The organism is Borrelia duttonii Ly (assembly GCF_000019685.1).
Taxonomy (GTDB): Bacteria; Spirochaetota; Spirochaetia; order Borreliales; family Borreliaceae; genus Borrelia; species Borrelia duttonii.
In genome coordinates, this window is sequence record NC_011229.1 from 723264 (window position 1) to 746979 (window position 23716).

A 23716-nucleotide genomic window follows, 5' to 3' on the forward strand; every position below is an offset into this window, starting at 1 on the left:
AATTAATGTTGATTATTTATTATTGTTATTATAAAAAATCATTTCATTAGTTATTTCGTTTGGATTTTTTGTGAAGTATGATGGATTGAGGTTGAAAATTTCTAATTTGTCTTTATTATCACTTATGTATAGTTCTAGCTTGTAAAATCCTTTTGTGGTGTATATTAATGCTGAGCTTTTAAAAATTGAATCTATAGTTTTAATTTTAAATATTTTGTATTTTGTAAAATCTTTGTCAATGATTTCACTTTGAAGTAAGTATTTGTTAGTTTCTCTGTATGTTGGAGTGATTTTTGAGTCATCGATTTTATTTTTTAGAATACTTTTTATGAAATTTTCTGTTAATTCATATATTTGTATTTCATGTGTACTTTTTGGATGTTGAATATAATATTCTTCTTCTATTAATAAGTTAAAAGCAGAATATTTTTTTATGGATTCTGATGATCGTTTTTCTATTGAAGGTGTTATTAATCTTGAATGAATTGATGTGTTAATTATTAAAAACAGTAATATTTTTTTGATCATATGTTTTCCTTATTGTTACTATTTATTATTTTCTTTAGTTGCTCAATTTCTAGTGGAAGTTTGCTTTTTCTTTTTGTATTTAATTTATTTTTTAATAAAACATTGTTAAATGTTTTTGCCATTTCATATACTTTTTCTTCACTAAAATGAAATGGAATTTGAATTTTTCTATATTCAAATGGGTCTTGTAAAACTTTGTGCATTAATATAATTGGGTTTAGAAAACTTGCTTTAAAAAATTTATAAAAATTTGTTAAAAATATTGCAAATGATATGAAAAGGGTAAATAAAAATATTCCTATTACAGAGTCATTTTTTCTTTGTAAATATTTGTCTATATAGAATTTTGTTTTGTCTATTTCAATAATTTTATATTCACTAGGACTATAATAAAAAAATATATCATCGGATTTAGAATATATAGTTTGTTCTTTGTCCTTAATTATAAGTATGAAAGGATATTTTTCTTTAATATAATTTTTTTCAGTTGTGATAGAAATATTTTTTATTATATTGAACTCTTGTTTTTCGGGGATTGTATTTGCAAAACCTGAACTTGAGAATATGATAAAAAATATAAATGGAACCAGTGAACTTATTGAAAATGTTCTGGCAAATGCAATTAAAATTAAATTTTTTTCTTTTGGATTATAATAGATTTCAATCATTAAGTCGTTAAATCTAAGAAGTCTTAAAAATCTTAATTTAAAGAGTGAGAGTATTATTGGAGTTAAGATTATTTCTTGAGGATTTAGTATATTTTGCATTTGATGGGAACTATAAAATATTAAAGGAACTAGACAATGTATTAAGTCGAAGAATAGATTATTTCTTATGTATATTTGTGATTTTTTTAAAAAAAATGCCTTTAAAATTTTATATAAGAAAATAAGAATTAATATTATGTCAAATAAAAATCCAATGAATATTAAAGCAAATCGAATTTTATATGGCAAAAAAAGTATTATTGATAATTCTTCCATCAAAAATGTAAATATTGATGCTATTAAAATTGCTTTAAAAAAATTTGAAAATATTTTTACCATTTGTTTTTCCTAGCTATTTCTAAGAGTTCTTTAATAATTCTTGGATCGTAGTCTTTTGAATTTGATTGTTTTATTGAAAACCAACTCTCATCGTATCCAATAAATCCTTTTGTTCTGTTATTTTTGATATTTGGAATTTTAGTTCTATTTGAAAAGATTGATATTAATGTTGCAATTGGAGACATATTGCTTAAGTGTTCATATTTAAATAGACTTTGAGTTATTATCTTTACTGTGTTATTGTCTAAAAATTCTATTTCTTTGCTCACTAATTGTGATATGTTTTCAATATTTTGAGGAACTAACTTTATTTCTTTTTCTAAATAAAATTTAATTATTAGGATTCTTAATAATAATAAAATTTTAATATAGTTTTTTATAATTTTAGAAGAATCAAAAATATTACTTTCTTTTTTGATTAAGTATATTGTGTAAGAATTTTTATCTTCAAAAAGTTTATTTATATAGAATGTTATATATCCACTACTTATGATATTAAAATTATATAGAAATTCTTTTCTTAAATAAGGATTTGTTTTAATGGAGTTAAATATTAATTCAAGATTATTTTTATTAAATTTTTTATTAAAAAGATCTTTTACAATATTTAGATCAATAGATTCAATATTTGATAAGATAATAGGACTAATTATTATGTTTGTTTTTTCCTTAACGTATTGAATTAGTGAATCTGTGTCAAATTTAAAATTTTCATTTATAAATGTTGAAATGGTTTTTTTATTATCTTCTATGTATTTGATTATTTCAACTTCTTTTTCAAAAACCGACAATCCTTTTATACTTTCATGATTAAATAAGTAGTGGTAAAGATGTGGAAAATATATTTTTAGGTTCATTTGAGTATGTCTAGGAGTTCAAATGGATTATTTAATATGTATTTTGCTCCGTTTTCTTTTAATTCTTGTATTGTTCTAAATCCCCATGAGACTCCTATGGGCAAAAAACCAGCATTTTGAGCAGTTAACATATCAACGTCACTATCACCAATATATGCTATTTCTTGTGGCATAAGATTGAGTTCTATAATCATATCAAGGGCATTTTCAGGATCTGGTTTTGCTTCGAATTTTGATGAGTAACCTCTGACTTCAAAAAATTTGATATCTTTAAATATGTCTTTTGTGATTATTAGTAATTCTTCATGGTTTTTATTACTTAAAATTCCAATAGGGATTTTAAGTGAGTTTAGTTTTTTCAAAAGTTCTGGTATTCCATCATATGTTTTTGTGTGAAAATATAAATTTTGATTGTATGCTTTTACAAATTCTTGATAAAGATTGTCATTAAGGTGCTTGTCATTTAGATCTATATTTAGATGTTTTAGGGTGTTTTCTATTAATTTGGAATATCCTCTTCCAACTAGGGTATTAAATTCTTCTGTTTTAATTTCTCTATATCCTAATTTTTTTAAAGCAAGGTTCATTGATGATGCAATATCCATAATGCTGTTTATTAAAGTTCCATCCATGTCAAAAATGCAAGCTTTGATTTTCATATTGTAAATCCCCTTGAAAGTCATATATCATTTGCTTCATTTTATCATTATTTCTATTTTTTGTTTATTTTATTATAGTATTTATAATATTTTACATTATTTTTGTTTTTTTTCTAAAGATTCCTTGAAAATATTTGTTTTTAGTTTTATTATGTCTGGCTAGGGTGTAAATAATGTTATTTAATTTCTTTAAAATTTAGGTTATCTTTGATGCAAAATATATTGGTTTTAGATAAAGTTACTAAACGGTATGGCGACTTTGTTGCTAATGATAATGTTTGTATCAATTTTAAAAAGGGAGAGATACATGCAATTCTTGGTGAGAATGGTGCTGGCAAGACCACTTTAATGAAAATTATTTATGGAATTCACAGACCTGATGGCGGACAAATTTTTTTAAGAGGGCGTGAACTTAAATTGAAAGATTCAAGTGAGTCTATTCGTAGTGGTATTGGTATGGTGTTTCAACATTTTATGCTAATTCCTAAATTTACCGCAGTTCAAAATATTATTTTAGGATATGAAGATTCAAAATTTGGGTTTGTTAATTATGATCGTGTAAAAAAAAAAATAATTCAACTTTCTGAAAAACATGGTTTAAAAATAGATATTGATAAGCCTGTTGAAGATTTAAGCATTGGAATGAGACAAAAAATAGAAATACTCAAAGTTCTCTATAGAAATGCAGATATTATTATTTTTGACGAACCTACGGCAGTACTGACTCCTAATGAAATAAATGAATTTATGAATGTGTTAAAGATATTGGCTATTGAAGGATATACTGTAATACTTATTACACATAAAATAAAGGAAATAAAATCTGTGGCACAAAGATGTACAGTTATGAGTCTTGGGAGAGTTGTTGGAACTTTTGATGTTGCTACTACTAGTGAGGTAGTATTTACTAAATTGATGATAGGTAAAAATACCTTTCTTGATATGTCTAGGAGACAGAGTATTAATTATACAAATGTTCTTGAAATTAAAAATTTAAAAGTTAAAGATGAGCGAGGTGTTTTAAGAGTTAAAAATATTAGTTTTGACCTTAGAGAGGGTGAGATTTTTGGGATAGCTGGGGTTGAAGGAAGTGGTCAAGAAGAGTTGATTGATGCTATTATTGGCATTAGATCTATTTTTAGTGGAGATATCATTAAGAAAGTTGATGATAAATTTGAATCAATAAAAGGTCTTACTGTTAAACAAATAATAGATAAAAAAATAGGTCATATTCCATCTGATAGGCAAAAACACGGACTTATTTTAGATTTTAATATTTTACAAAATATTGCTATTAAGAGTTTTGATGATGTTAAGTATTTAAAAATGAAAGGTAATGATATAGAAAGTGGTAAAATAAAGTTTAAATTTTTAAATACTCTAAAGAAGCAATTTGTTAATTTTAATTTTTCTGTTCTTAAGAAAATAAGTGAACAACTTGTGATTACATTTGATATTAGGCCAAGAGATATCTTGCGTAAAGTTAAAAATCTATCTGGAGGTAATCAACAAAAAGTAATTATTGCACGTGAGATTAATTTGAAACCCGAGATTCTATTAGCAGTGCAACCGACAAGAGGACTTGATATAGGTGCGATTGAAAATATTTATGAAAAAATTATTGAACAAAGGAATGCAGGAATGACTGTTCTTCTTGTATCTCTTGAACTTGATGAACTTATTCGTGTTTGTGATAGAATAGCTGTAATGTATGATGGTAAAATTATAGGTGTTTTGGAAGATAATTTTGATGCAAATATTATTAGTAAAATGATGATGGGTACAGGTTAAATTATGATTGATAATTCTAGATTTAGAGAAGTCATTATAACATTTATAAGTTCTCCAATGTTTATTAATTTTTTTTCATTTTTTTTAGGAATTTTAATTGTTGGTTTAGTAGTATTAGTTCTTGGATATTCTCCTTTGAAAATGTATTTTATAATGATAGAGGTTATTTTTTTGTCTCCCAAACATTTAGGATATATTATAAGTTATGCTACGCCTTTGATTTTTACAGGGCTTTCAATTGGCATTGCATTAAAAGTTGGACTTTTTAATATTGGTGTTGAGGGTCAATTTATGCTTGGTTCAATTGCAGCTTTAATAGGTGGAATTTTTTTTGAGTTTTTTCCTTTATTACATGTGATTGTTGTTTTATTTTTTGCATCCTTAGTATCGGGAATTTTGGGTGTTTTAATTGGGTATTTGAAAATCAAGTTTAATATAAATGAAGTGATTACAGGAATAATGTTTAATTGGATTTTATTTCATATAAATAATCTAATTATAGATTTACCCGTTATTAAAAAAGGTGATAGTGATTTATCCAAGCCAATTCGAGAAAGCGCTTTTATTGATTTTTTTGGTTCTTGGAAACTTTCATCTGAAGGACTTGCTTATAGAGGAGAACATCCATTTATTAATGATTTGTTAAAAGCACCTCTTAATTTTGGAATAATTATTGGCATTGTTTTTGCTATTTTAATGTGGGTTTTATTGAATAGAACGATGCTTGGATTTAAAATAAGTTCTATAGGATGTAATATTTTGGCGTCTTATCGTGTGGGAATTGATATTAAGAAGGTTTTGATGTTTGTTATGTTTCTTGCAGGTGCTCTTTCTGGTCTTGCAGGTGCTATACAAGTTATGGGTGTAAATAAGGGAATATTTAAACTTTCTTATATGGAGGGAACTGGTTTTAATGGTATAGCCGTTGCTTTAATAGGTAATAATTCTCCAATAGGAATAATCTTTTCAAGTATTTTATTCTCAATTTTAATTTATGGTAGTAGCAGAGTTCAAAGTTTAATGGGTCTTTCTTCTTCAATTGTATCTTTAATGATAGGGATAGTGGTGATTGTGATTTCTGCTAGTCATTTTTTAAGAAAGATATTTTTGGAGGCAATTAAAGGTGTTAAACGCACTAATATTTCTAATTAGTGAAACTCTTGTGAATTCTCAGACTTTGATTTTGGCTGGGCTTGGTGGACTTATAAGTGAGAAAAGCGGAGTAGTTAATGTTGGCATTGAGGGTACGATGGCCCTTGGTGCATTTGTTGGTGCTACAATTGCATATTGTTATGGTAGTCCTTTATTTGCAATTTTTGCTGGAGGTTTATCAGGTCTCCTTCTTTCACTTTTACATGCTATTTTCACTATTTTTCTTAAATCAGATCAGGTAATAACTGGAATGGCTATTAACTTTTTAGGGCCGTCTATTGCTATGTTATTTGGGACTTTGATTTTTGGTTCTTCATCAACCCCTCCAATAGATGTTAAGTTACCCATACTTTTTGATGGGGTTTTGGATAAGAATTCTATTATATTTCAAATTTTTGGAAAAAGATATTCACTATATATTGCAATAATGTGTGTCATTGTTTTTTATATAATGTTTAAATATACTAAGATTGGACTTAGAATTAAGGCTAGTGGTGAGGCTCCAGAGGTTTTAAAATCTCTTGGAGTTAATGTTGTTATGATTAGATTTTTTTGTGTTTTATTTAGTGGTTTATTTGCAGGGGTTGCTGGGGCAGTTCTATCGACTGTCATTGCTTCAAGTTATATGCAGGGAATTGTTGGTGGGCAAGGTTTTATTGCTATTGTTATGGTGATTTTTGGAAATTGGCAACCTTTTGGAATTTTAATGGGTAGTTTTTTATTTTCTTTTATAAGGACTCTAGTTGTTATGACATCTCAAATTTCTTTTTTTTCTGTAGTTATTCCTCTTAAAATATTAATTATTTTACCGTATATTGTTGTAATTTTAAGTCTTGTGTTTTTTGCAAACAATAATTATGCTCCTCAAGCTCTGGGTTTACCTTGTCGAGAAGATTGATTTTTATTCTGATTTTTTTTAATATACAGTTGGAATTGGTGTAAGATTTGTTTATGAATTATGTTTTTTGATATAGAGTATATTAGGAGTGTCTATTTATTCTTATATTTGTAAGTTTGTTGTTTGTTAAATTAATTGACTGAAGGATTAATTTACGAGGTAGTTTTATGTTAAAAGTTAAGTACAAATTTGTTGGATATTTATTCTTATGCTTGTTGTTGGTAATATTGTTTTTTTCTTTGATTTTTAAGTTTATTTTGGGTAATTATTTAGAACGTTATTATAAGCAATTAACAAGAGCTCAAGTAAGACGAGCTGCTTTTTCTGTACAATCTTTATTAGATACATTTTATATTATAATTGATGGTGCTAGTTCTAATTTGGCTCTTGAGACTATGGATGAATATTCAGTAGTTAAGAATGGTGGACGTATGTTTTCAGAGATGGAAATAGATAGGTTTAGAGAAAATTCTAAAATAGTTCTTGATACTGTAAAGTTTGATAAAAAATATCGTAGTCGTTTGTACAATATATTGTGGGATTTAAAACTTGATACTTTTTATGAAGATTTTGCATTTCTTGATTTCGAAGGTAATATAATTGTCACTACAAGATATGAGAATAATTCAGATTTTGCGCAATCTGAGTCACATACAGAGTATTTTAAAAGAGCTGTTGAAGGTTATAATAAAGATAAATTAGATTTTGTTGGTTGGTATACTTCTCTTAATGAGGGTATAGCAGGAGAAGTTGCTGTTAGGTCTTACTATAAGGATAAAAAGGCTTCTGCTATAGTTGTTCCTGTACATTCGGCAGAAGATAAGGTGTTTCTTGGCTATTTAGTAGGTTATTTACTTGATGATTGTATAAGAGAGCAATTAGATAGATCTAGGTTTGGATTTTATAATAGAGGAAATTTAGCTTATTTTGATTCACAAAATTATCTTGTGAATCCTCTAATAGAGTATGATGAGGGTTTTAAAGTCAGTGATTCTTTTATTAGTCTTTTAAAGAGTACGTTAACTCATCCTCCTAGAAAAGCCGAAGTTGCGACTGAAACATCAGTTTATGAAATTCAAAGAGCTTTTTTGCCAGAGATGGGATTGTATAATTATTATGCTATTTTACCTATTAGCAGTGAACTTGGAACTAATAGTGGGGTTCTTCTTGCTAGAATTCCTTATGAAGATATTTACGGTGTTGTTAACAGTTTGGCCTTTAAATTTATTGCGTGTTCTATTTTAGGACTTATTATATTGATTATCATTCTTTCGGTAAGAATAGAGTCAATTATTGTTTTTAGATTAAATGTGTTTATTAATTTAGTAAAAAGAATGCTTAAAGGAAATTTAGATAAAACTTGTATTATTGCTGATGATGGATATTATGATGAACTTAGTTTGCTGGGTGTGCAAATAATCAAAATGAAAAATGCCATTGCGGATGCTGTTACAAGTGTTCTTAAAAATATTGATTATGTTAATAAGGCAAGTATTGAAGTTGCAAATTCAAGTCAAGGTTTAAGTTCTAGTGCATTGCAACAGGCTTCAACACTTGAAGAGATGTCAGCTAATATAGAACAAATATCAGATGGGGTTAAGATGAGCGCTGATAGTTCCCAGGAGACAGAAAGAATAGCTTTAGTTACTAATCAAAATGCCCACGTAGGTGGTGAGGCTGTTGAAGAATCTGTTGTGGCTATGCAATCTATTGTTGAGAAGGTTAGTGTTATTGAAGAGATAGCTAGAAAGACTAACTTGCTTGCTTTAAATGCAGCAATTGAGGCTGCAAGGGCTGGAGAGGAAGGTAAAGGATTTGCTGTTGTAGCAAGTGAGATTAGAAAGCTTGCTGATCTTAGTAAAGAATCTGCTCTTGAAATTGGTGAATTAGTTGAAGAAAATTCTAGACTAGCAACGGAGGCGGGGATGATATTTCGAGATATGTTGCCTGATATAGAAAAGACTACTGATCTTGTGAAGAAAATTTCTGAAGGCAGTTATAAACAGAATGAACAAATTATGCAGTTTAAGGTGGCTCTTGATCAGGTTGGTGAGGTAGTACAAGCTTCTGCATCAAGCAGTGAGGAGCTTTCAAGTATGGCTGATAGGATGCTTGAGAAAGCTAAAGAACTTAGAGAAGTAATATCTTTTTTCAAGACTGATGATTCTGGTAAATTTGAAGTTGATGATGATTTGATGAATGAAAATTTTGCTCCTATAAATGTTAAGACTAGTTCAGTTATAGGCAATAAAGCAAATGGTGTGCGTGATGATTTAAGTATGAATTATAAGTCTATTAATAAAAGGGTAGATCCTAAGAAAGCTATTGATGTTGTTGATAAGGATTTAGATTTTGATGATGATTTTTCAGATTTTTAAAACTTATTTTTATAAGGGGTAGTTGTTATATGAAACTGAAGCTAAGAGTTAGGATATTACTTATTGTTAGTATGCTTATATCAATTTTTATTTCTGTATTATTTATTGGATTTGGAATGTTAATTAATTCAAGTTTGGTAGCGCAACAATTGGATCTTATGCAAAATCTTATTGGCAATGTTAAAAATTCACTAACTAGTTATTTGTATTCAATGGAGGAGCGGGTAAAAGTTAATTCGATGTATTTAGATTCTGTAGAAAGGTTTGAATCTATTGCTAGAAGTAAACCCAAAAGAATAGAGGCTATTTTAGATCAAATTGAGATTTTAGTTAAAACAGGTAGGGGTAGTAACTTAATGATAACCGATAAGTTAGGTAAAATAATATTTACTACTGCTGTTAAAGATAATAGTGATTATGGTGTTTCTGTTGCAGATAAAGAATATTTTATTAAATTGCAAACTGCTAGTTATATGTATAATTCTTCTGTTTTATTGGCGGATTCTGGCTCGATTGAAGAAGTTTTAATGAAAGATATTTCTCAAATGAAAAATGAATCAGGACAAATTCCTTATTTATTGATAGGTGTTCCTTTAAGAGATGATGTTACCAATGATATTTTTGGATATTTTATGATCTTTTATGCTTTTGATTATCTCTATAATTCGTTTAAAGGTATTCGTTTTGGAACATTAAATAGTGGTCGTGCTATGGTATTTGATGAGACAGGTTCGTTTCTTATTCATCATAAGTGGTCTCCTGGTAATAATTTTGTGAAGTCTAATACTTATTATGAGCGTGTATTTAAGAATTGTTATGAAGATTTAATACAAAAAAATAAAGAAATTAGTTTTGGTCGTTATGTTGATCCTCTTGACGACGAGTATATTGGATTTGCTCAAAGGATAAAATGTAAATTGTCTGGTGTTTCATTTATAGTATATTTGAGAGCTAATAGGGGAGATTTTTATTATATGTCTAAGCTTACTACTTTCATTTTGAGTATAGGCTTTGTAATTACTTTAATTGTTCTTGGTTTTGTTACTATTTATCTTGTAGGTAGGCTTAGTTCTGCTTTAAATGGAATTTTAAGTTATTCTGAAAAACTTGCTTCTGGAGATTTTACAATTACAAGTCATTCTTTAAGGTGGGATACTGAAGAAATTCATGAATTATATGATGATTTGGGACTTTTGAGAGAGAATTTTTCGTCTATTGCTAAAATAATTAATGAGAATCTTGATTATCTTTATGAAAATGCAATTCAAATAGCGAATGCAAGTCAGAATTTAAGTTCTGGTGCGGTTGAACAAGCTTCTACATTGGAGGAAATGACAGCAAATATTGAACAAATATCGCAAGGTGTTACTGAGAATACCTATAATGCATCTACTACCGAGAGTATTGCTGTTAATACCAATGAGAAAACTAAGGAAGGATATCAGTCTGTTACTAAAGCCATTCAAGCTATGGAAATTATTACAGATAAAATAAGTATTATTGATGAGATAACAAGACAAACTAATTTACTTGCTTTAAATGCTTCTATTGAAGCCGCTAGAGTTGGAGATAAGGGTAAGGGATTTGAAGTTGTTGCTGCTGAAGTAAGAAAGCTTGCTGATCAAAGTAAGGAGTCTGCTAGAGAAATTATTGATATTGCAAATAAGAGTTTAACTATTGCAAGTAAAGCAGGTAATAACTTTAAGCAAATCGTTCCTGGAATGGAAGAAACTGCTGGGCTTGTTAAAAATATTACTCGTGAAAGTTCTAATCAGAGTAATCAAATTGTACAATTTAAAAATGCAATAGAACAAGTTAGTCAATTGGTTCAAACAACAGCATCAAGTAGTGAAAATCTTTCAGCAATGTCGGAAAGAATGTTAGAGAGTGTTAAACATTTAAAAGATTCTGTTGATTATTTTAAGATTGATCAATAAACCTATAGAAATAAATGATTACTATAGGTTTAATTTGATATTAAAATATATCTTTCTATATTAATGTTTTAAGGATTTTGGCTCCACCAAGGCATTCATCTTCTTTATAAAAGATGCAAAATTGGCCTGGTGAAATTCCATAGTCTTTTTCTTCTAGGTTAACCCTTATAATTTCATCTTTTAGTGTTTCTATTTTGCATTTTATTTTTTTTTCTCCATGTCTTATTTTGGCGCTTAAGTTGTCATTTTTTAGTGGTTTATTGATCCAATTTGTTTTGTGAACTAAAAATTGTTCTTTACCTTGTTTGAGATAATTTGTACTGTTTGAAATATAAATGATATTATTTTGGATATCTTTTTCTGTTACAAACCATGGTCCGTGACTAAGTTTAATACCTTTTCTTTGTCCAATTGTGAAAAACCAATATCCATTATGTGTTCCAAGTATTTTTCCAGTCTCTTGTTCAATTATATTACCTTTAAGTTCTCCTAAATGATATTTTATAAATTCGTTATATTTGATTTTTCCAAGGAAACAAATTCCTTGGCTATCTTTTCTATTTTTATTTGGTAGATCTATTTCATGTGCTATTTGTCTTATTTCACTTTTTAATAAATCACCCAATGGAAAATGTAATTTGGATATTTGTTTTTTAGAGAGATGAGAGAGAAAGTAACTTTGATCTTTTATTTTGTCTTTTGCTTGTTTTAATGTATAGGAATTATTTTTATTTTCTATTTTGGCATAGTGGCCTGTTACAATTAAATCATATTTTTCATTTATTTTTTCAAAAAATGCACCAAATTTAATTCTTTGATTACAAAATATATCTGGGCTTGGTGTATTTCCCATTTTTAATTCTTCAATGGCATAAGTTACTACTCTATTGTAGTATTCTTCTTGTAAATTAATAATTTCATACGGTACATTGAATTTTTTACATACAGAATCTACGTAAGTTATATCTTCTTTCCAAGGACATTCTCCTATATAGGAAAGTTCGTCCTCAAGCCAAATTTTTAGATAATAACATTTTATATTCTTATATCCTTTTTGTATCATTGTATAAAGAGCTACGGAGCTGTCTACTCCACCGGATAGAAGTATTGCTATTTTCATAATTTATTTCTCCTCTTAGCATATCATATTGAACTTTGATATTTTTATGATCTATAGTATAAATTACTTGGTAATCATTTTTTAAATTGGAGGACAATTGATGAAAGTTGGTATTAGTGATATTAGAGTTTTTTTGCCTTTAAATTGTTTAGATTTTCGTGTTCTTTTAGATAATTCATTGTACAGTTCTGATGAAAATTTTTTTGCTAAATTTAATAGAGCCATTGATGCGACTCTTCAGAAGGCATTTAGGTTCACAGGTACTAATGAAGACAGTGTTACAATGGCAAGTGCTGCTGTTAAAATGATTTTTGATAATAATGATCTTGATTTAAATAATATGAGAATATTTCTGGGTGGAACTGAAACGGGAGTAGATCATTCAAAATCAATATCATCGTATGTTTATGGGGCTTTAAAGTTGGCTGGGATTAATTTAGAGAATAATTTTTTAACTTTTCAAGCTCAGCATGCTTGTGCAGGGACTGCACTTTCTTTGCATAGTGCTTCAAGTATTTTAAGTCATTTAAATGGATCTGAATATGGAATAGTATTTTCTAGTGATATTGCGCATTATAATAATCTTACTACAGCAGAAATTACTCAAGGTGCTGGCGCTGCAGCAGTTTTAATTGAGAAAAATCCAAAAGTTTTATCTATTAATTTGTCTGAGTTTGGAGTTTATACTGATGATGTTGATGATTTCTTTAGGCCATTTGGAAGTCTTGAGGCTAAAGTGAAGGGGCGTTATTCTATTGATTGTTACAATAAGGCAAATGAAGAGGCTTTAGCCGATTTTGCGCATAAGAAAAATATGAGTATTAAAGATTTATTTTCTAAGTATAGATTTATTTTGCATGTTCCTTTTGCAAAAATGCCTATAGATTCTATGCATTATGTTTTAAAGAAATATTATAGCGAAGATGAATCTGAGAGAAATGCTTATTTAGAATCAATAGACTTTTATGATTCTGTTGAAGCTTCTAAGGAAGTTGGGAATTTATATACAGGATCAATATTTTTGTCTTTAATGTCTTATTTAAAGCGAGTATTTCAAAAAAAAGATATTAGTGGAGAGAGTATACTTTTTTGTTCTTATGGGTCTGGAAATATTATGGTTATTTATGAACTTACTGTTGAAGAGAATGCTCATTGTGTGATTAAGACTTGGGATATTGATAAACTACTTTCAGTAAGGCACAATGCAAATTTTGATGAATATCGAAATTTTTTTGAAAATAAAATTATTCCACATGAGTCACAAGGTTTTTATTTGAAAGAAATTAGGGAAGATGGATATCGAATTTATGGGTATCGAGCCTAATATATTAAATAATAAGAGACAACAAATTGAAATTTGTTTACAAAGGGAAAATGTTAATAAAAGTGATAATCTTTTAAATTTTGTTAATGTAAAACATGATGCACTTAGTGAGCTTGATTTTTGTGAGATAGATACGCATGAGAGTTTATTTGGTTATGATATTGCTATGCCTATTTTTATATCATCAATGACAGGAGGAGTGAGAGAAGGTAATAAATTGAATAAATCTCTTGTTAAGATTGCAAATGATATTGGTATTCCGATGGGTCTTGGTTCTTTTAAGCTTATATTTAAATATCCTGAGTATATTAAAGATTTTTCATTAAAGAAATATGCTGATAATATTCCTTTATTTTCTAATATAGGTGTTGTTCAATTAAGAGAATTTGGTGTTTATGAAATAATTGAAATGAATAAGAGGTTGGAGGTTGATGCTGTAATTTTGCATTTAAATTCTGGTCAAGAATTGATGAATTCTAAAGGTGGGAGAAATTTTAAAGGAATTAAGGACACAATTGCTAAGTTTTGTTCTGTGTCCAATTTGCCGGTCATTGTTAAAGAAACCGGTTTTGGAATATCACCTGATTCTGTTATTAGTTTGTTAGAGCTTGGGGTTTCTTATGTTGATCTTGCTGGTAGTGGTGGTACTAATTGGGTTTTAGTTGAAGGTATTAAAGAAAAAAATTTAGATATTGCATCTTGTTTTGCTAATTGGGGCATATCTTCGGTTTTGACATTGCTTAGTATTGATGAGTCTTTTAAAGATAAGATTTTTGCATCAGGAGGATATGAAACAGGGATGGATATTGCAAAAGGTATTGCTCTTGGGGCTCAATTAGTAGGAGTTGCAGCGGCTGTTTTGAGGGTTTTTTATTCGGGAGGTGAAGAGGCTTTATATAAACTTTTTAAAGACTATGAATATGTCTTAAAGATGTCTATGCTTTTAAGTAATAGTCAGAATTTGGCACAGTTTAGAACAAATAAATATTTTTTAAGTTATCCATTGATGCTTAATATTAAGAGTTTTAAAGATTGTTATGAAACTTAGTGATGATTTTAGAAATAAAAGTATTTTAGATAAAAAACTAGAGATAAAGGATCTTTTAAAATTAAATTTTGATGATTTTTTTTATGATTCTATTGATGAGAATTTTTTGTCTCATATGATAGAGAATTATATTGGTTATCTATCTTTGCCTGTTGGTATTGTTAAGAATTTAAAAGTAAATGATAAATATTATAGTGTACCTATTGCTACGGAAGAACCATCTGTTATTGCTGCATTGAATTTTGCGGCTAAAATTCTTAAAACTGCAAATTTAAGTTATTCTGTGGGCGAAGTATTAGGTATTGCTCAAGTTTATATAAGCACAGATAAAGATTTAAGTGATATTCTTCTTGGTCTTCATGAAAAAATAGATCTTTGGTCTAAATCTCTCTTAAAAAACATGGAACTTAGGGGTGGAGGTTTTAGAAGACTTTCTACTAAATTTATTGGAGAGATTGGTATTCAAAAATTAAATATTTACATAGATGTTTGTGATGTTATGGGTTCAAATTTATTAAATTCAGTGGCTGAAAAAGTGGCCCATAATATTAATTTAGAATTTGGGTATAAATGTGTATTGAAAATTTTGAGTAATGATTCTAATGATTTTTCGGTAAAGGCCAATTTTAAGTTAAATATTAATAATTTGCTTAAGAATAATGAAGAATCTTTGACTTTAGCGCATAATATTTCTCTTATTTCAAAGATAGGATTTTTTGAAGAAGAGCGTGCTATTACTAATAATAAAGGTATTATGAATGGTATAACAGGTTTATGTGTCGCTACACTTAATGATACAAGGGCTCTTGAGGCAAGCATACATAAATTTGCCTCAAGAAGTGGTAGATACTTACCTCTTAGTAAATTTTATGTTTTTGATGAAAATTTGGTGGGAGAAATAGAATTACCTTTACAAGTTGGAGTTAAAGGAGGTTCAGTTGGTTCTCATGAGGCATCTATGTTAAGCTTTAAAATTATGGGTATTGATTGCAAAAAGGAGTTTATGGGGATTCTTGCTTGTGTTGGACTTTCAAGCAATTTTGCAGCTTTAAGGGCACTTGCTTTTGATGGAATTCAAAGGGGACATATGAGATTGCATGTTAATAAGATTTTATATCTTCTTGAAAGAGATTATAATGTGTCTAGTGATGAGAGAGAAAAGATATTATTGAATATGAATGAAAATGGAATTTATTCTATTGATTTTGCATTGAAATTTTTAAATGATTTGAGAGCTTAGTGTGAAAGTTAAATGTAAGGTGAATCCTAGTCTGGCTTTAATTAAATATTGGGGAAAGAGAGATAGATTTTTAAATACTCCTGCTACTTCGAGTATTGCTGTTAGCGTTGATAAATTTTATTCTATAACTGAACTTGTATTGTCATCTAGAGATGAAATAATTCTGAATTCAAAATCTGTTGTTTTACAAGATAGAGAAAAAAAATTTTTCAATTATGCAAGAAAAATATTAAATAAATTAGATATTGGATTTAAGATAGTTAGTGAAAATAATTTTCCAACATCAGCAGGACTTGCAAGTTCAAGTTCTGGTTTTGCGTCTATTGCTGCTTGTATTTTAAAATATTTTGATCAGTTTTCTTATCAAAAAGCCTCAGAGCTTGCAAGAATAGGTTCAGCTTCAGCTTCAAGAGCTATTTATGGTGGATTTACTTTTTTAAAGGAAGGAGCTTTAAATGCATTTCAATGTAATAATTACAATTGTTTTAATGAGTTATGCATTATATTTGCTATAGTTGATGGGCAAGAAAAAGAAATTTCTTCAAGAACTGCCATGGAGCTTTGTAAGCAAGAAAGGTTTTATTGGGATGCTTGGATTAAATCTAGTCAAAATATCTTTAAGGAAGCTTTATATTTTTTTTTAATAGGAGATTTTAATAAATTTGGTTTGAGAGTGATCAAAAGTTATCAGTGTATGTTTGCTTTAATGTTATCATCTTCTATTATTTATTTCAAAGATAGTACTATAAATTTGATAAAATATGTGGCTGAGTTGAGAAGAGAAGGTTTTTCTGTTTTTGAAACTATGGATGCTGGGCCACAAGTTAAGATATTGTGTTTAAAGAAAGATTTGAATTTGATTTTGCCCAAACTTACTAAAAATTTTAAAGATGTTGATTTTGTTGTTTCAGGGATTGGAAGTGGTTTGGAATGGATACGATAAATTTTTCAGTGCCTGGTAATTTGCTTTTAATGGGTGAATATTCGATTTTAGAAGAAAATGGTTTTGGTCTTGCAATTGCAATTGACGAGAGAGCTTATTTTTCTTTTAAACAAAGTGATAAATGGCGTTTTTTTTCTAAAAGAACTAAAATTGATAATTTTACTTTAATAGACAGTAATGATGATTTTATTTTTAAAATGTTTAGCTATTTAAAGTATTGCTATTTTAATAATCTAGAAGCTTTTCCTTTTGATGTTTATGTTGATACAAGTAATTTTTTTTTGGATAGTGGTGTTAAGAAAGGATTTGGTTCGAGTGCTGTTGTTGCTGTTGGGATTGTATATGGAATTTATTTAATTTTAAATGGTAATAAAAATTTTATTAAAGATAAAATTTTTATGTATTGCCTTGAAGCTTACAGATATGCTCAAGGAGGTATGGGTAGTGGGTATGATATTGCTACCAGTCTTTTTGGAGGTGTTGTTATGTTTAAGGGAGGCAATTCCCCGAAATATGAGCTTTTGGATAAAATATGTTTTGATAATTTTTATCTAATGAAAGGTCCAGGTCCCATTAAGACTACTAATGCTATCATTAGATATAATGGATATAGAGATTCGTTATTGAGTTTTATGAGAGATGTTAATATTGTAATGGAAAATATTATTTTAAATGTTAGTAATTCTGCTAATTGTTTACTGTCTAGTTTAAAGTTGGCAAGAAATATAGGATTAGAAATTGGAAAAAGAATAGGAATTTCTGCTGAATTACCTTTAAATCTTTCTTATCTTAAAGATGAATGTACTCTGATTAAGGCTTTGGGTGCTGGGAATGAAACTTTTTTAGTTTATAATCCAAATTTTGAAGTTTTTAAACAATTTGATATTGAACCTATAAATCTAGATTTAGCTGGTGTTAAATTTCATTAGATGTTTATAATAAAAAAATCTTCCAAAATATTATTTTTAGGTGAACATAGTGCTGTTTATGGATTTCCAGTAATTGGTGCTACGATACCTTTTTATATGTATTTAGTTTATACTTTTTCTACTGATTGGAGATATTTTGGGGAGCCTTCTTTAAAAATAGATGAAATAATATCCTTTATTAATAGAAACTTTAGTAAAGTTAGACCTATTGAATTTTTAATATTTTCTCAAATTCCAGTTGGCTTGGGATTTGGTTCTTCTGCCAGTCTTAGTTTATGTTTTGCTGAATATATTGTAAGTCATGATGAATATAATGCTTATGATAAGATTGTATTGGCAAGAAAAATTGAAAACATTTTTCATGGCAAATCTTCTGGTATGGATATTTTACTTGTTGAATTAAATGGGACTTTTTATCTGGAGAATAAAAATGGTATTTTCAGTTATAAAAAAATAGAATTTTGTAATTTTTATTTTTTGGTTGGTGCTGTCAAAAGGGAATGTGAAACAAGTAAAATAATATCTGATTTAAATTATAAAATTTCTGTTGAGAATAACCAATTTGATATTATTGAAAGGCTTGGTTATATTGTTGAGGATTCTTATGCTGCTTTTAATAAGCGAGATATTGATTTGTTGGCAAATAATATTAATATTGCCAACAAATATTTAAATTCTTTAGAATTGTCTTCAAATATACTTGATTATATAATAGCGAGGGGCAGAGAATTTAAGGCTATTGCTGGAAAATTGAGTGGTGCTGGTAGAGGAGGGGCTTTTATTTTGCTTTTTAAAGATAAAAATGAAGCCGTGTTTTGTTTAGAGAAATTGGATAAGGATTTAAAGGAAAATAATATTAATTTAATTTTTAAACTTCACTTATTTAGGTTTTAGCTTTTATGATTTAAGATGTGGCGTTGTTAACTAAATGATTTCTATAAGCCATTTAACTAAAAATTCTGATTTTAATCGATAAAATACCTAAACATCATACTTAAAATTAAATTAAGGGGATTAACATAATAATTTTGGGTCCAGAGGGATTCGAACCCCCGACGTCCTGCTTGTAAGGCAGGCGCTCTGACCACCTGAGCTATAAACCCTTTAGTATCAATAGAAATTATATAAGATAAACTTGATTTATGTCAAATTTTTTTACATTTTTCTCCAAAAAGAACCACAAATATATTTTTATTATCTTTTGTGCGTAATACATATCCACCTATTTTGCTTGTATCCTTATTTATTAGGGCTTCTTTGTGTTTTGGACTTTGAAGCCATGCATCCGTTACATCTTGAACTTCCATTTTTGCTGCTAAAATTTCTCTTATTCTGCAAAAATTTTTATCATATTTGCTTACTCGTTGCATTGGAGTTGTTCCAAATAGTGTATGTGTTAATACGTCATTTTTATCTAAATTTATTGCATATTCTTTTGCTACAATTTCAAGGGTTTGATCTATCTCTAATTTTTTTAAATTTAAATTATCTCTTAATTTATGAATATCTGAGTAAAGAAAAGCTAAGTCTTTATTGGTGCCCATTAGTGCGCATTGACTTGTGAGGAATAAAATAATGATAGGAATTTTTTTTTGCATAATAAACCTACTTATACTAAAATGATATAATTATAACATATATGTAATTATATAAAATAGGAGGATAATTTGGAAAATCATTTAGGTCATTTAGAAAAAGAAAATTCAGATAAAATTCATTTAGCACTTCAGGAGTTGTTAGCGGGCTTACATATTTTTTATGCTAATTTAAGAGGTATTCATTGGAATATTAAAGATATTAATTTTTTTGTGATACATAAAGAAACAGAAAAACTTTATGATTATGTTGCAGAGGTTATTGATATCATAGCTGAGCGATCTAGAGGACTTGGATATGATTCTGAATTTAGATGTTCTGAATTTATGAAGAAGTCGTTTATTAAAGAAATTAGTTTAGATGTAAGTTCAAGTTTGATACCTTCAATTAAAAGTATTATTTGTAATTTAGGTGATATTATTAAGAATATGTCTAAAACAAGATGTTTTATTGATTGTACATCTGATTATGGGACAGCTAATATTTTAGATGATATTATTGTTTCTTTTGAAAAATATTTATGGATGCATAAGTCTTTATTGAATGGTTGTGCATGTGTATGTAATAATGAATAACATTGTACTTAAAGACATTGATCATATGTTATGATGAGAATAATTTTTAATAATTATTTTTGTATGTCTTAGTTAGTCGTTAAATTATTATTTAATTGAATAAAGCTATAGCACGATCTATAGCTTTTTAGTGTTTGAGGGCTTTATGGAAATTAGGAACATTGGAATTATGGCACATATTGATGCTGGAAAAACTACTACTACAGAGAGAATTATATATTATACTGGTAAAACTCATAAGATAGGTGATGTTGATTCTGGAAATACTGTTACTGATTGGATGACTCAAGAACAAGACAGAGGTATTACAATTAGTTCTGCTGCTATTACTTGTTATTGGAAAAATTATCAAATAAATATTATTGATACTCCTGGACATGTTGATTTTACGGCTGAAGTTGAGAGGTCGCTTCGTGTTCTTGATGGAGGTATTGTAGTATTTAGTGCTGTTGATGGAATTCAAGCACAAACTGAAACAGTTTGGAAACAGGCATCAAAGTATGGTATTCCAAGGCTTGCTTATGTTAATAAAATGGATCGTGTAGGAGCTAATTTTTTTAAAGTCATTGAGGATATAGAAAATAAGTTTGGGATAGTTCCAGTTATTTTGCAAATTCCAATTGGAAGTGAGAGTTCATTTGAAGGCGTTATAGATATCATTCGTAATAAAGAATTACATTTTGAATTTAGAGATGGTAAACCTGTTGTTATTGAGGATGTGGTTCGTGAAGAATTTGTTGAGAATGTTGAGATCTTTAGGGAAAAGTTAATAAATTCTCTTAGTAATTTTAGTGAAAAGATTACTGAACTTTTTCTTGAATATTCTGTTGTTGATGATTCTGTTATAATTGAAGAAATTCGAAGATGTACCATTGAGGGTCTTGTTATTCCTGTTTTGATGGGTACTAGTCTTAAAAATATTGGTATAGAACCTTTAATAGATGCTATTGTAGATTATCTTCCAAATCCTTTTGAAAAAAAAATTAATGCTTATTCTTTAAAAACAAATAGAAATATGTTACTTGATCCTAGAGAAGAGAAAAAATTGTCTGCACTTGTGTTTAAGGTTCAATATTTTAGTGCAATTGCTGCCCATCTTTATTTTATTAGAGTATATTCAGGAGAACTGGATTCATCTAAAAAAGTTTTTAATGTTGCTAAGAATAAACGTGAAAAATTTACAAGGATTTTTAGGGTTTTTTCAAATAAGAATGAACAGATTGATAAAGTTAAGGCAGGTGATATTGGAGCAGTTATTGGACTTAAATATTCTATAACGGGTGATACTCTTGTTGAAGAGGGGAATGATATTATTCTTGAATCTTTAGTATTTCCAGAGCCAGTTGTTTTGATATCCATTGAACCTGAGAGAGCATCTGATGATACTAGACTTAAAGAGGTTCTTGAGATTATTGCTAAAGAGGATCCTACTTTTAGTTATAGAGAAGATAAAGAAACAGGACAATTATTGATATCTGGAATGGGTGAATTACATCTTGAGATTATTATTATGCGTATTAGAGATGATTTTAAACTTAATGTTTATACGGGTAAACCTCAAGTAAGTTATAGAGAAAGTTTAAGTTTAACAGTTAATGATGTATTTGAATTTGTTAATATGTTTTCTGGTAAAGAGATTAATTTAAAAATAGGAATGATTTTGAGTCCCTTATCAAGAGGTGAAGGAAATAAAATTGAGTTTGAGTGTGATATTGAACCTTTATTTAAAGCTGCTATATCCAGAGGTATTACTTCTTCTTTCTCGAGTGGTATTATTGGTTATCCGGTTATTGATACTTCAGTTAAGATTGTTTCATTAAATTATGATAAAGTTAAAGTTAGTGAATCTGCCATAGAATCAATATCTGGATTTGCATTTAATGAGTTTTTCAGAAGAGCAAGTCCTATTAAACTTGAACCTATTATGATGTTAGAAATTAGGACTCCTATTGAATATACAGGGGATGTTGTCTCTACATTAAATGCTGTTGGGGGGATGATTCATTCTATTAGTAATATTGATGACTATGAAATAATACGTGCAGAGGCAGCTTTTGCGAAGCTTTTTGGGTATACTTCTATTTTTAGAAGTTCTACTAAGGGTAGAGGAGTTTTTACTATGGAATTTTTATATTTTAAAGAAAAAGTAGAGTGATGTTTTTTAATTTTTTTACTTGAAATTTATTTTTTAAAAATATGATATAAATTATTTTATGTTTGAATTTGTCTTTTTTGTTTAGTTAATTGGCGTGGGTTTTTATATTTTAATACCTTTTTTGGATTATTTTAATAATTAATAAATATAGAATATTTTTTGTCATTAAAAGATTATTTTTGTCTTTGAATGTTCTACTAGAATATTAAGGTGATTTTTTGATATTATGTCTTATTATTAATATTTTTTTATTTTAAAAATAAAGGAGGTTGTTTTATGCAGGGTGAGAATATGGTTTCAATTAGAGGTGGTAATAGAAAAAAGATACTCCTTAGTTTGAAAAATATGCAGTATTCAAGGACAGATTTGGCTCGTAGGTTATCATTGACAAATGCAGCTGTGACTATTCTTACTAATCATATGATAAAAGAGAATATTCTAGTTGAGGTTGGGTCAAAAGAATCAGATATTAAGAAGCATGGAAGGAAAGAAATACTTCTTGATATTAATAAAGATTTTGCATATTCAATGGGAGTGATTATTTCAAGTAATTATTTTCAGATAGGAATTGCTAATCTTAAATGTGAGGTTTTAATAAGTGAAACTTATTCCTTTGAACCACCAGTTAGTGCTTATGAGATATTAGAAAGAATTAAAGATCATATGATTGAAATTATTTGGAAGCATAATTTTTCAAGAGATAAGTTTATTGGATTAGGTTTTAGTATTACTGGGATAATTAAGGATAAGGAATCTGGTATTGTTAATGATAGCCATGGTGCATGGATTGAGAAAGATGTTCCTGTTAAGGCTATATTAGAGGAATATTTTTCACTTACTGTATACCTTGAGAGTTATGTAAAAAATCTTTCTCTTGCTGAATTTATGGGTAAGAATGTAGATAATATTATGTTTTTTGATTATACAGATACGGCTGAACTTTCTATTTGGTCTGATGGTAATGTTTATTCTGGTTTTAATAATAAATCTGGTATGGTGAGTCATATGGTCATTGATTATGGAGGGGAGAAAAATTGTCCTACGTGTGGAAATAAGGGATGTGTTAATATGTTGATTTCTAATTTTGCACTGCAGCGTTTGATTTCGAAAGAATTTATGAATGGAGAGATTCCTGAACTTTATGATAAGTATGAAAGTAGACTTAAAAAAGTTACAATATATGATATTTTTGCTCTTCATGATAAATATGATTTTATACATAAAATAATGGAGGATACAGTAAAATATTTGGCAATAGTTATTATTAATATTCAAAGGGTTCTTGATTTTAATTATTTAGTTCTTTATGGTCAAAGTTTTAAACTTAAGAGTTTTTTTGATTTACTTAAAGAGGAGATAAAAAGATTAAATAAAGAAAGTATAATATTAAAACTCAGTTCTCTAGATACTGAAGTATCTGTTGTTGGACCTGCTTCTAGTGTTATTTTCAATAAATTTTATTTGACAGGGGGAGATATTGATTAATATTTTCTTTTTTTGTATTGTATATTTTGTAAGATTTTTGCAAAAGAGGGGAGCT

Annotated in this window: 20 protein-coding genes and 1 tRNA gene; 14 read left to right on the forward strand and 7 right to left on the reverse strand. The window is 28.2% G+C overall.

All coding sequences use genetic code 11. The features are described from left to right. Positions 1–12 precede the first annotated feature (12 nt). From BDU_RS03365 to BDU_RS03380, 4 genes are read right to left on the reverse strand one after another with little or no spacing between them, the layout of a single operon-like run. Entirely contained in the window at positions 13–528 is a 516-nt protein-coding gene (locus BDU_RS03365; RefSeq protein ID WP_012538414.1) for a hypothetical protein, read from the reverse strand. Continuing rightward, entirely contained in the window at positions 525–1574 is a 1050-nt protein-coding gene (locus tag BDU_RS03370; protein ID WP_012538415.1) for a hypothetical protein, read from the reverse strand. The genes BDU_RS03365 and BDU_RS03370 overlap by 4 nt, the downstream gene beginning before the upstream one ends. Beyond that, positions 1568–2431, reverse strand: a complete 864-nt coding sequence (locus BDU_RS03375) for a hypothetical protein (RefSeq protein ID WP_012538416.1) — start codon at positions 2429–2431, stop codon at positions 1568–1570. The genes BDU_RS03370 and BDU_RS03375 overlap by 7 nt, the downstream gene beginning before the upstream one ends. Further along, the gene (locus tag BDU_RS03380; RefSeq protein WP_041177739.1) at positions 2428–3090 is read right to left on the reverse strand and encodes an HAD family hydrolase; all 663 of its coding nucleotides are present in this window, start codon (positions 3088–3090) and stop codon (positions 2428–2430) included. The genes BDU_RS03375 and BDU_RS03380 overlap by 4 nt, the downstream gene beginning before the upstream one ends. A 207-nt stretch (positions 3091–3297) precedes the next feature. Here BDU_RS03380 and BDU_RS03385 point away from each other — a divergent pair, with 207 nt between their 5' ends. From BDU_RS03385 to BDU_RS03405, 5 genes are all read left to right on the forward strand, one after another. Further along, a complete protein-coding gene (locus BDU_RS03385; protein WP_012538418.1) occupies positions 3298–4881 on the forward strand; it encodes an ABC transporter ATP-binding protein in 1584 nt (527 codons plus the stop codon). Between the two features lie 3 nt (positions 4882–4884). After that, entirely contained in the window at positions 4885–6033 is a 1149-nt protein-coding gene (locus BDU_RS03390; protein ID WP_012538419.1) for an ABC transporter permease, read from the forward strand. Beyond that, on the forward strand, positions 6005–6931 hold the full coding sequence (locus BDU_RS03395) for an ABC transporter permease (protein ID WP_012538420.1): 927 nt from the start codon (positions 6005–6007) through the stop codon (positions 6929–6931). The genes BDU_RS03390 and BDU_RS03395 overlap by 29 nt, the downstream gene beginning before the upstream one ends. Positions 6932–7098: 167 nt before the next feature. After that, the gene (locus tag BDU_RS03400; RefSeq protein ID WP_012538421.1) at positions 7099–9309 is read left to right on the forward strand and encodes a methyl-accepting chemotaxis protein; all 2211 of its coding nucleotides are present in this window, start codon (positions 7099–7101) and stop codon (positions 9307–9309) included. Positions 9310–9338: 29 nt separating this feature from the next. Then, complete coding sequence (locus tag BDU_RS03405; RefSeq protein WP_012538422.1) at positions 9339–11246, forward strand: methyl-accepting chemotaxis protein; 1908 nt, start codon at positions 9339–9341, stop codon at positions 11244–11246. 55 nt (positions 11247–11301) lie between these two features. Here the strand turns inward: BDU_RS03405 and mnmA are convergent, their stop codons facing one another. Beyond that, a complete protein-coding gene (mnmA, locus tag BDU_RS03410) occupies positions 11302–12366 on the reverse strand; it encodes a tRNA 2-thiouridine(34) synthase MnmA (protein WP_012538423.1) in 1065 nt (354 codons plus the stop codon). 100 nt (positions 12367–12466) lie between these two features. Between mnmA and BDU_RS03415 the strand changes: the two genes are divergently transcribed. Genes BDU_RS03415 through mvk form a run of 6 tightly spaced genes read left to right on the forward strand, consistent with a single transcriptional unit; the run spans position 12467 to position 18744 of the window. After that, positions 12467–13690, forward strand: a complete 1224-nt coding sequence (locus tag BDU_RS03415) for a hydroxymethylglutaryl-CoA synthase (RefSeq protein ID WP_041177740.1) — start codon at positions 12467–12469, stop codon at positions 13688–13690. Beyond that, a complete protein-coding gene (fni, locus tag BDU_RS03420; RefSeq protein WP_041177741.1) occupies positions 13674–14738 on the forward strand; it encodes a type 2 isopentenyl-diphosphate Delta-isomerase in 1065 nt (354 codons plus the stop codon). The genes BDU_RS03415 and fni overlap by 17 nt, the downstream gene beginning before the upstream one ends. Beyond that, positions 14728–15978, forward strand: a complete 1251-nt coding sequence (locus tag BDU_RS03425) for a hydroxymethylglutaryl-CoA reductase, degradative (protein WP_012538426.1) — start codon at positions 14728–14730, stop codon at positions 15976–15978. Before fni ends, BDU_RS03425 begins: the two co-directional genes overlap by 11 nt. 1 nt (position 15979) lies before the next feature. Next, entirely contained in the window at positions 15980–16921 is a 942-nt protein-coding gene (mvaD, locus tag BDU_RS03430; RefSeq protein WP_012538427.1) for a diphosphomevalonate decarboxylase, read from the forward strand. Further along, positions 16909–17850 (forward strand): GHMP family kinase ATP-binding protein, encoded by a 942-nt coding sequence (locus BDU_RS03435; protein WP_012538428.1) that lies wholly within the window; start codon positions 16909–16911, stop codon positions 17848–17850. Before mvaD ends, BDU_RS03435 begins: the two co-directional genes overlap by 13 nt. Beyond that, positions 17851–18744 (forward strand): mevalonate kinase, encoded by an 894-nt coding sequence (gene mvk, locus BDU_RS03440; RefSeq protein ID WP_012538429.1) that lies wholly within the window; start codon positions 17851–17853, stop codon positions 18742–18744. Positions 18745–18879: 135 nt separating this feature from the next. Here the strand turns inward: mvk and BDU_RS03445 are convergent. Further along, positions 18880–18953 (reverse strand) — tRNA-Val (locus BDU_RS03445). Between the two features lie 42 nt (positions 18954–18995). Then, positions 18996–19448: a CAP domain-containing protein gene (locus tag BDU_RS03450; RefSeq protein ID WP_012538430.1), complete on the reverse strand. Its 453-nt coding sequence runs from the start codon at positions 19446–19448 to the stop codon at positions 18996–18998. Between the two features lie 69 nt (positions 19449–19517). Here BDU_RS03450 and BDU_RS03455 point away from each other — a divergent pair, with 69 nt between their 5' ends. The 3 genes from BDU_RS03455 to badR all read left to right on the forward strand — a co-directional run bounded on the left by BDU_RS03455 (position 19518) and on the right by badR (position 23661). Then, positions 19518–20021, forward strand: coding sequence for a Dps family protein (locus tag BDU_RS03455; protein ID WP_012538431.1), 504 nt, complete (start codon positions 19518–19520; stop codon positions 20019–20021). Between the two features lie 145 nt (positions 20022–20166). Further along, positions 20167–22176: an elongation factor G gene (gene fusA / locus BDU_RS03460; protein ID WP_041177742.1), complete on the forward strand. Its 2010-nt coding sequence runs from the start codon at positions 20167–20169 to the stop codon at positions 22174–22176. Positions 22177–22452: 276 nt separating this feature from the next. Then, positions 22453–23661: a host adaptation transcriptional regulator BadR gene (gene badR, locus BDU_RS03465; RefSeq protein ID WP_012538433.1), complete on the forward strand. Its 1209-nt coding sequence runs from the start codon at positions 22453–22455 to the stop codon at positions 23659–23661. The last annotated feature ends 55 nt before the right edge of the window (positions 23662–23716 follow it).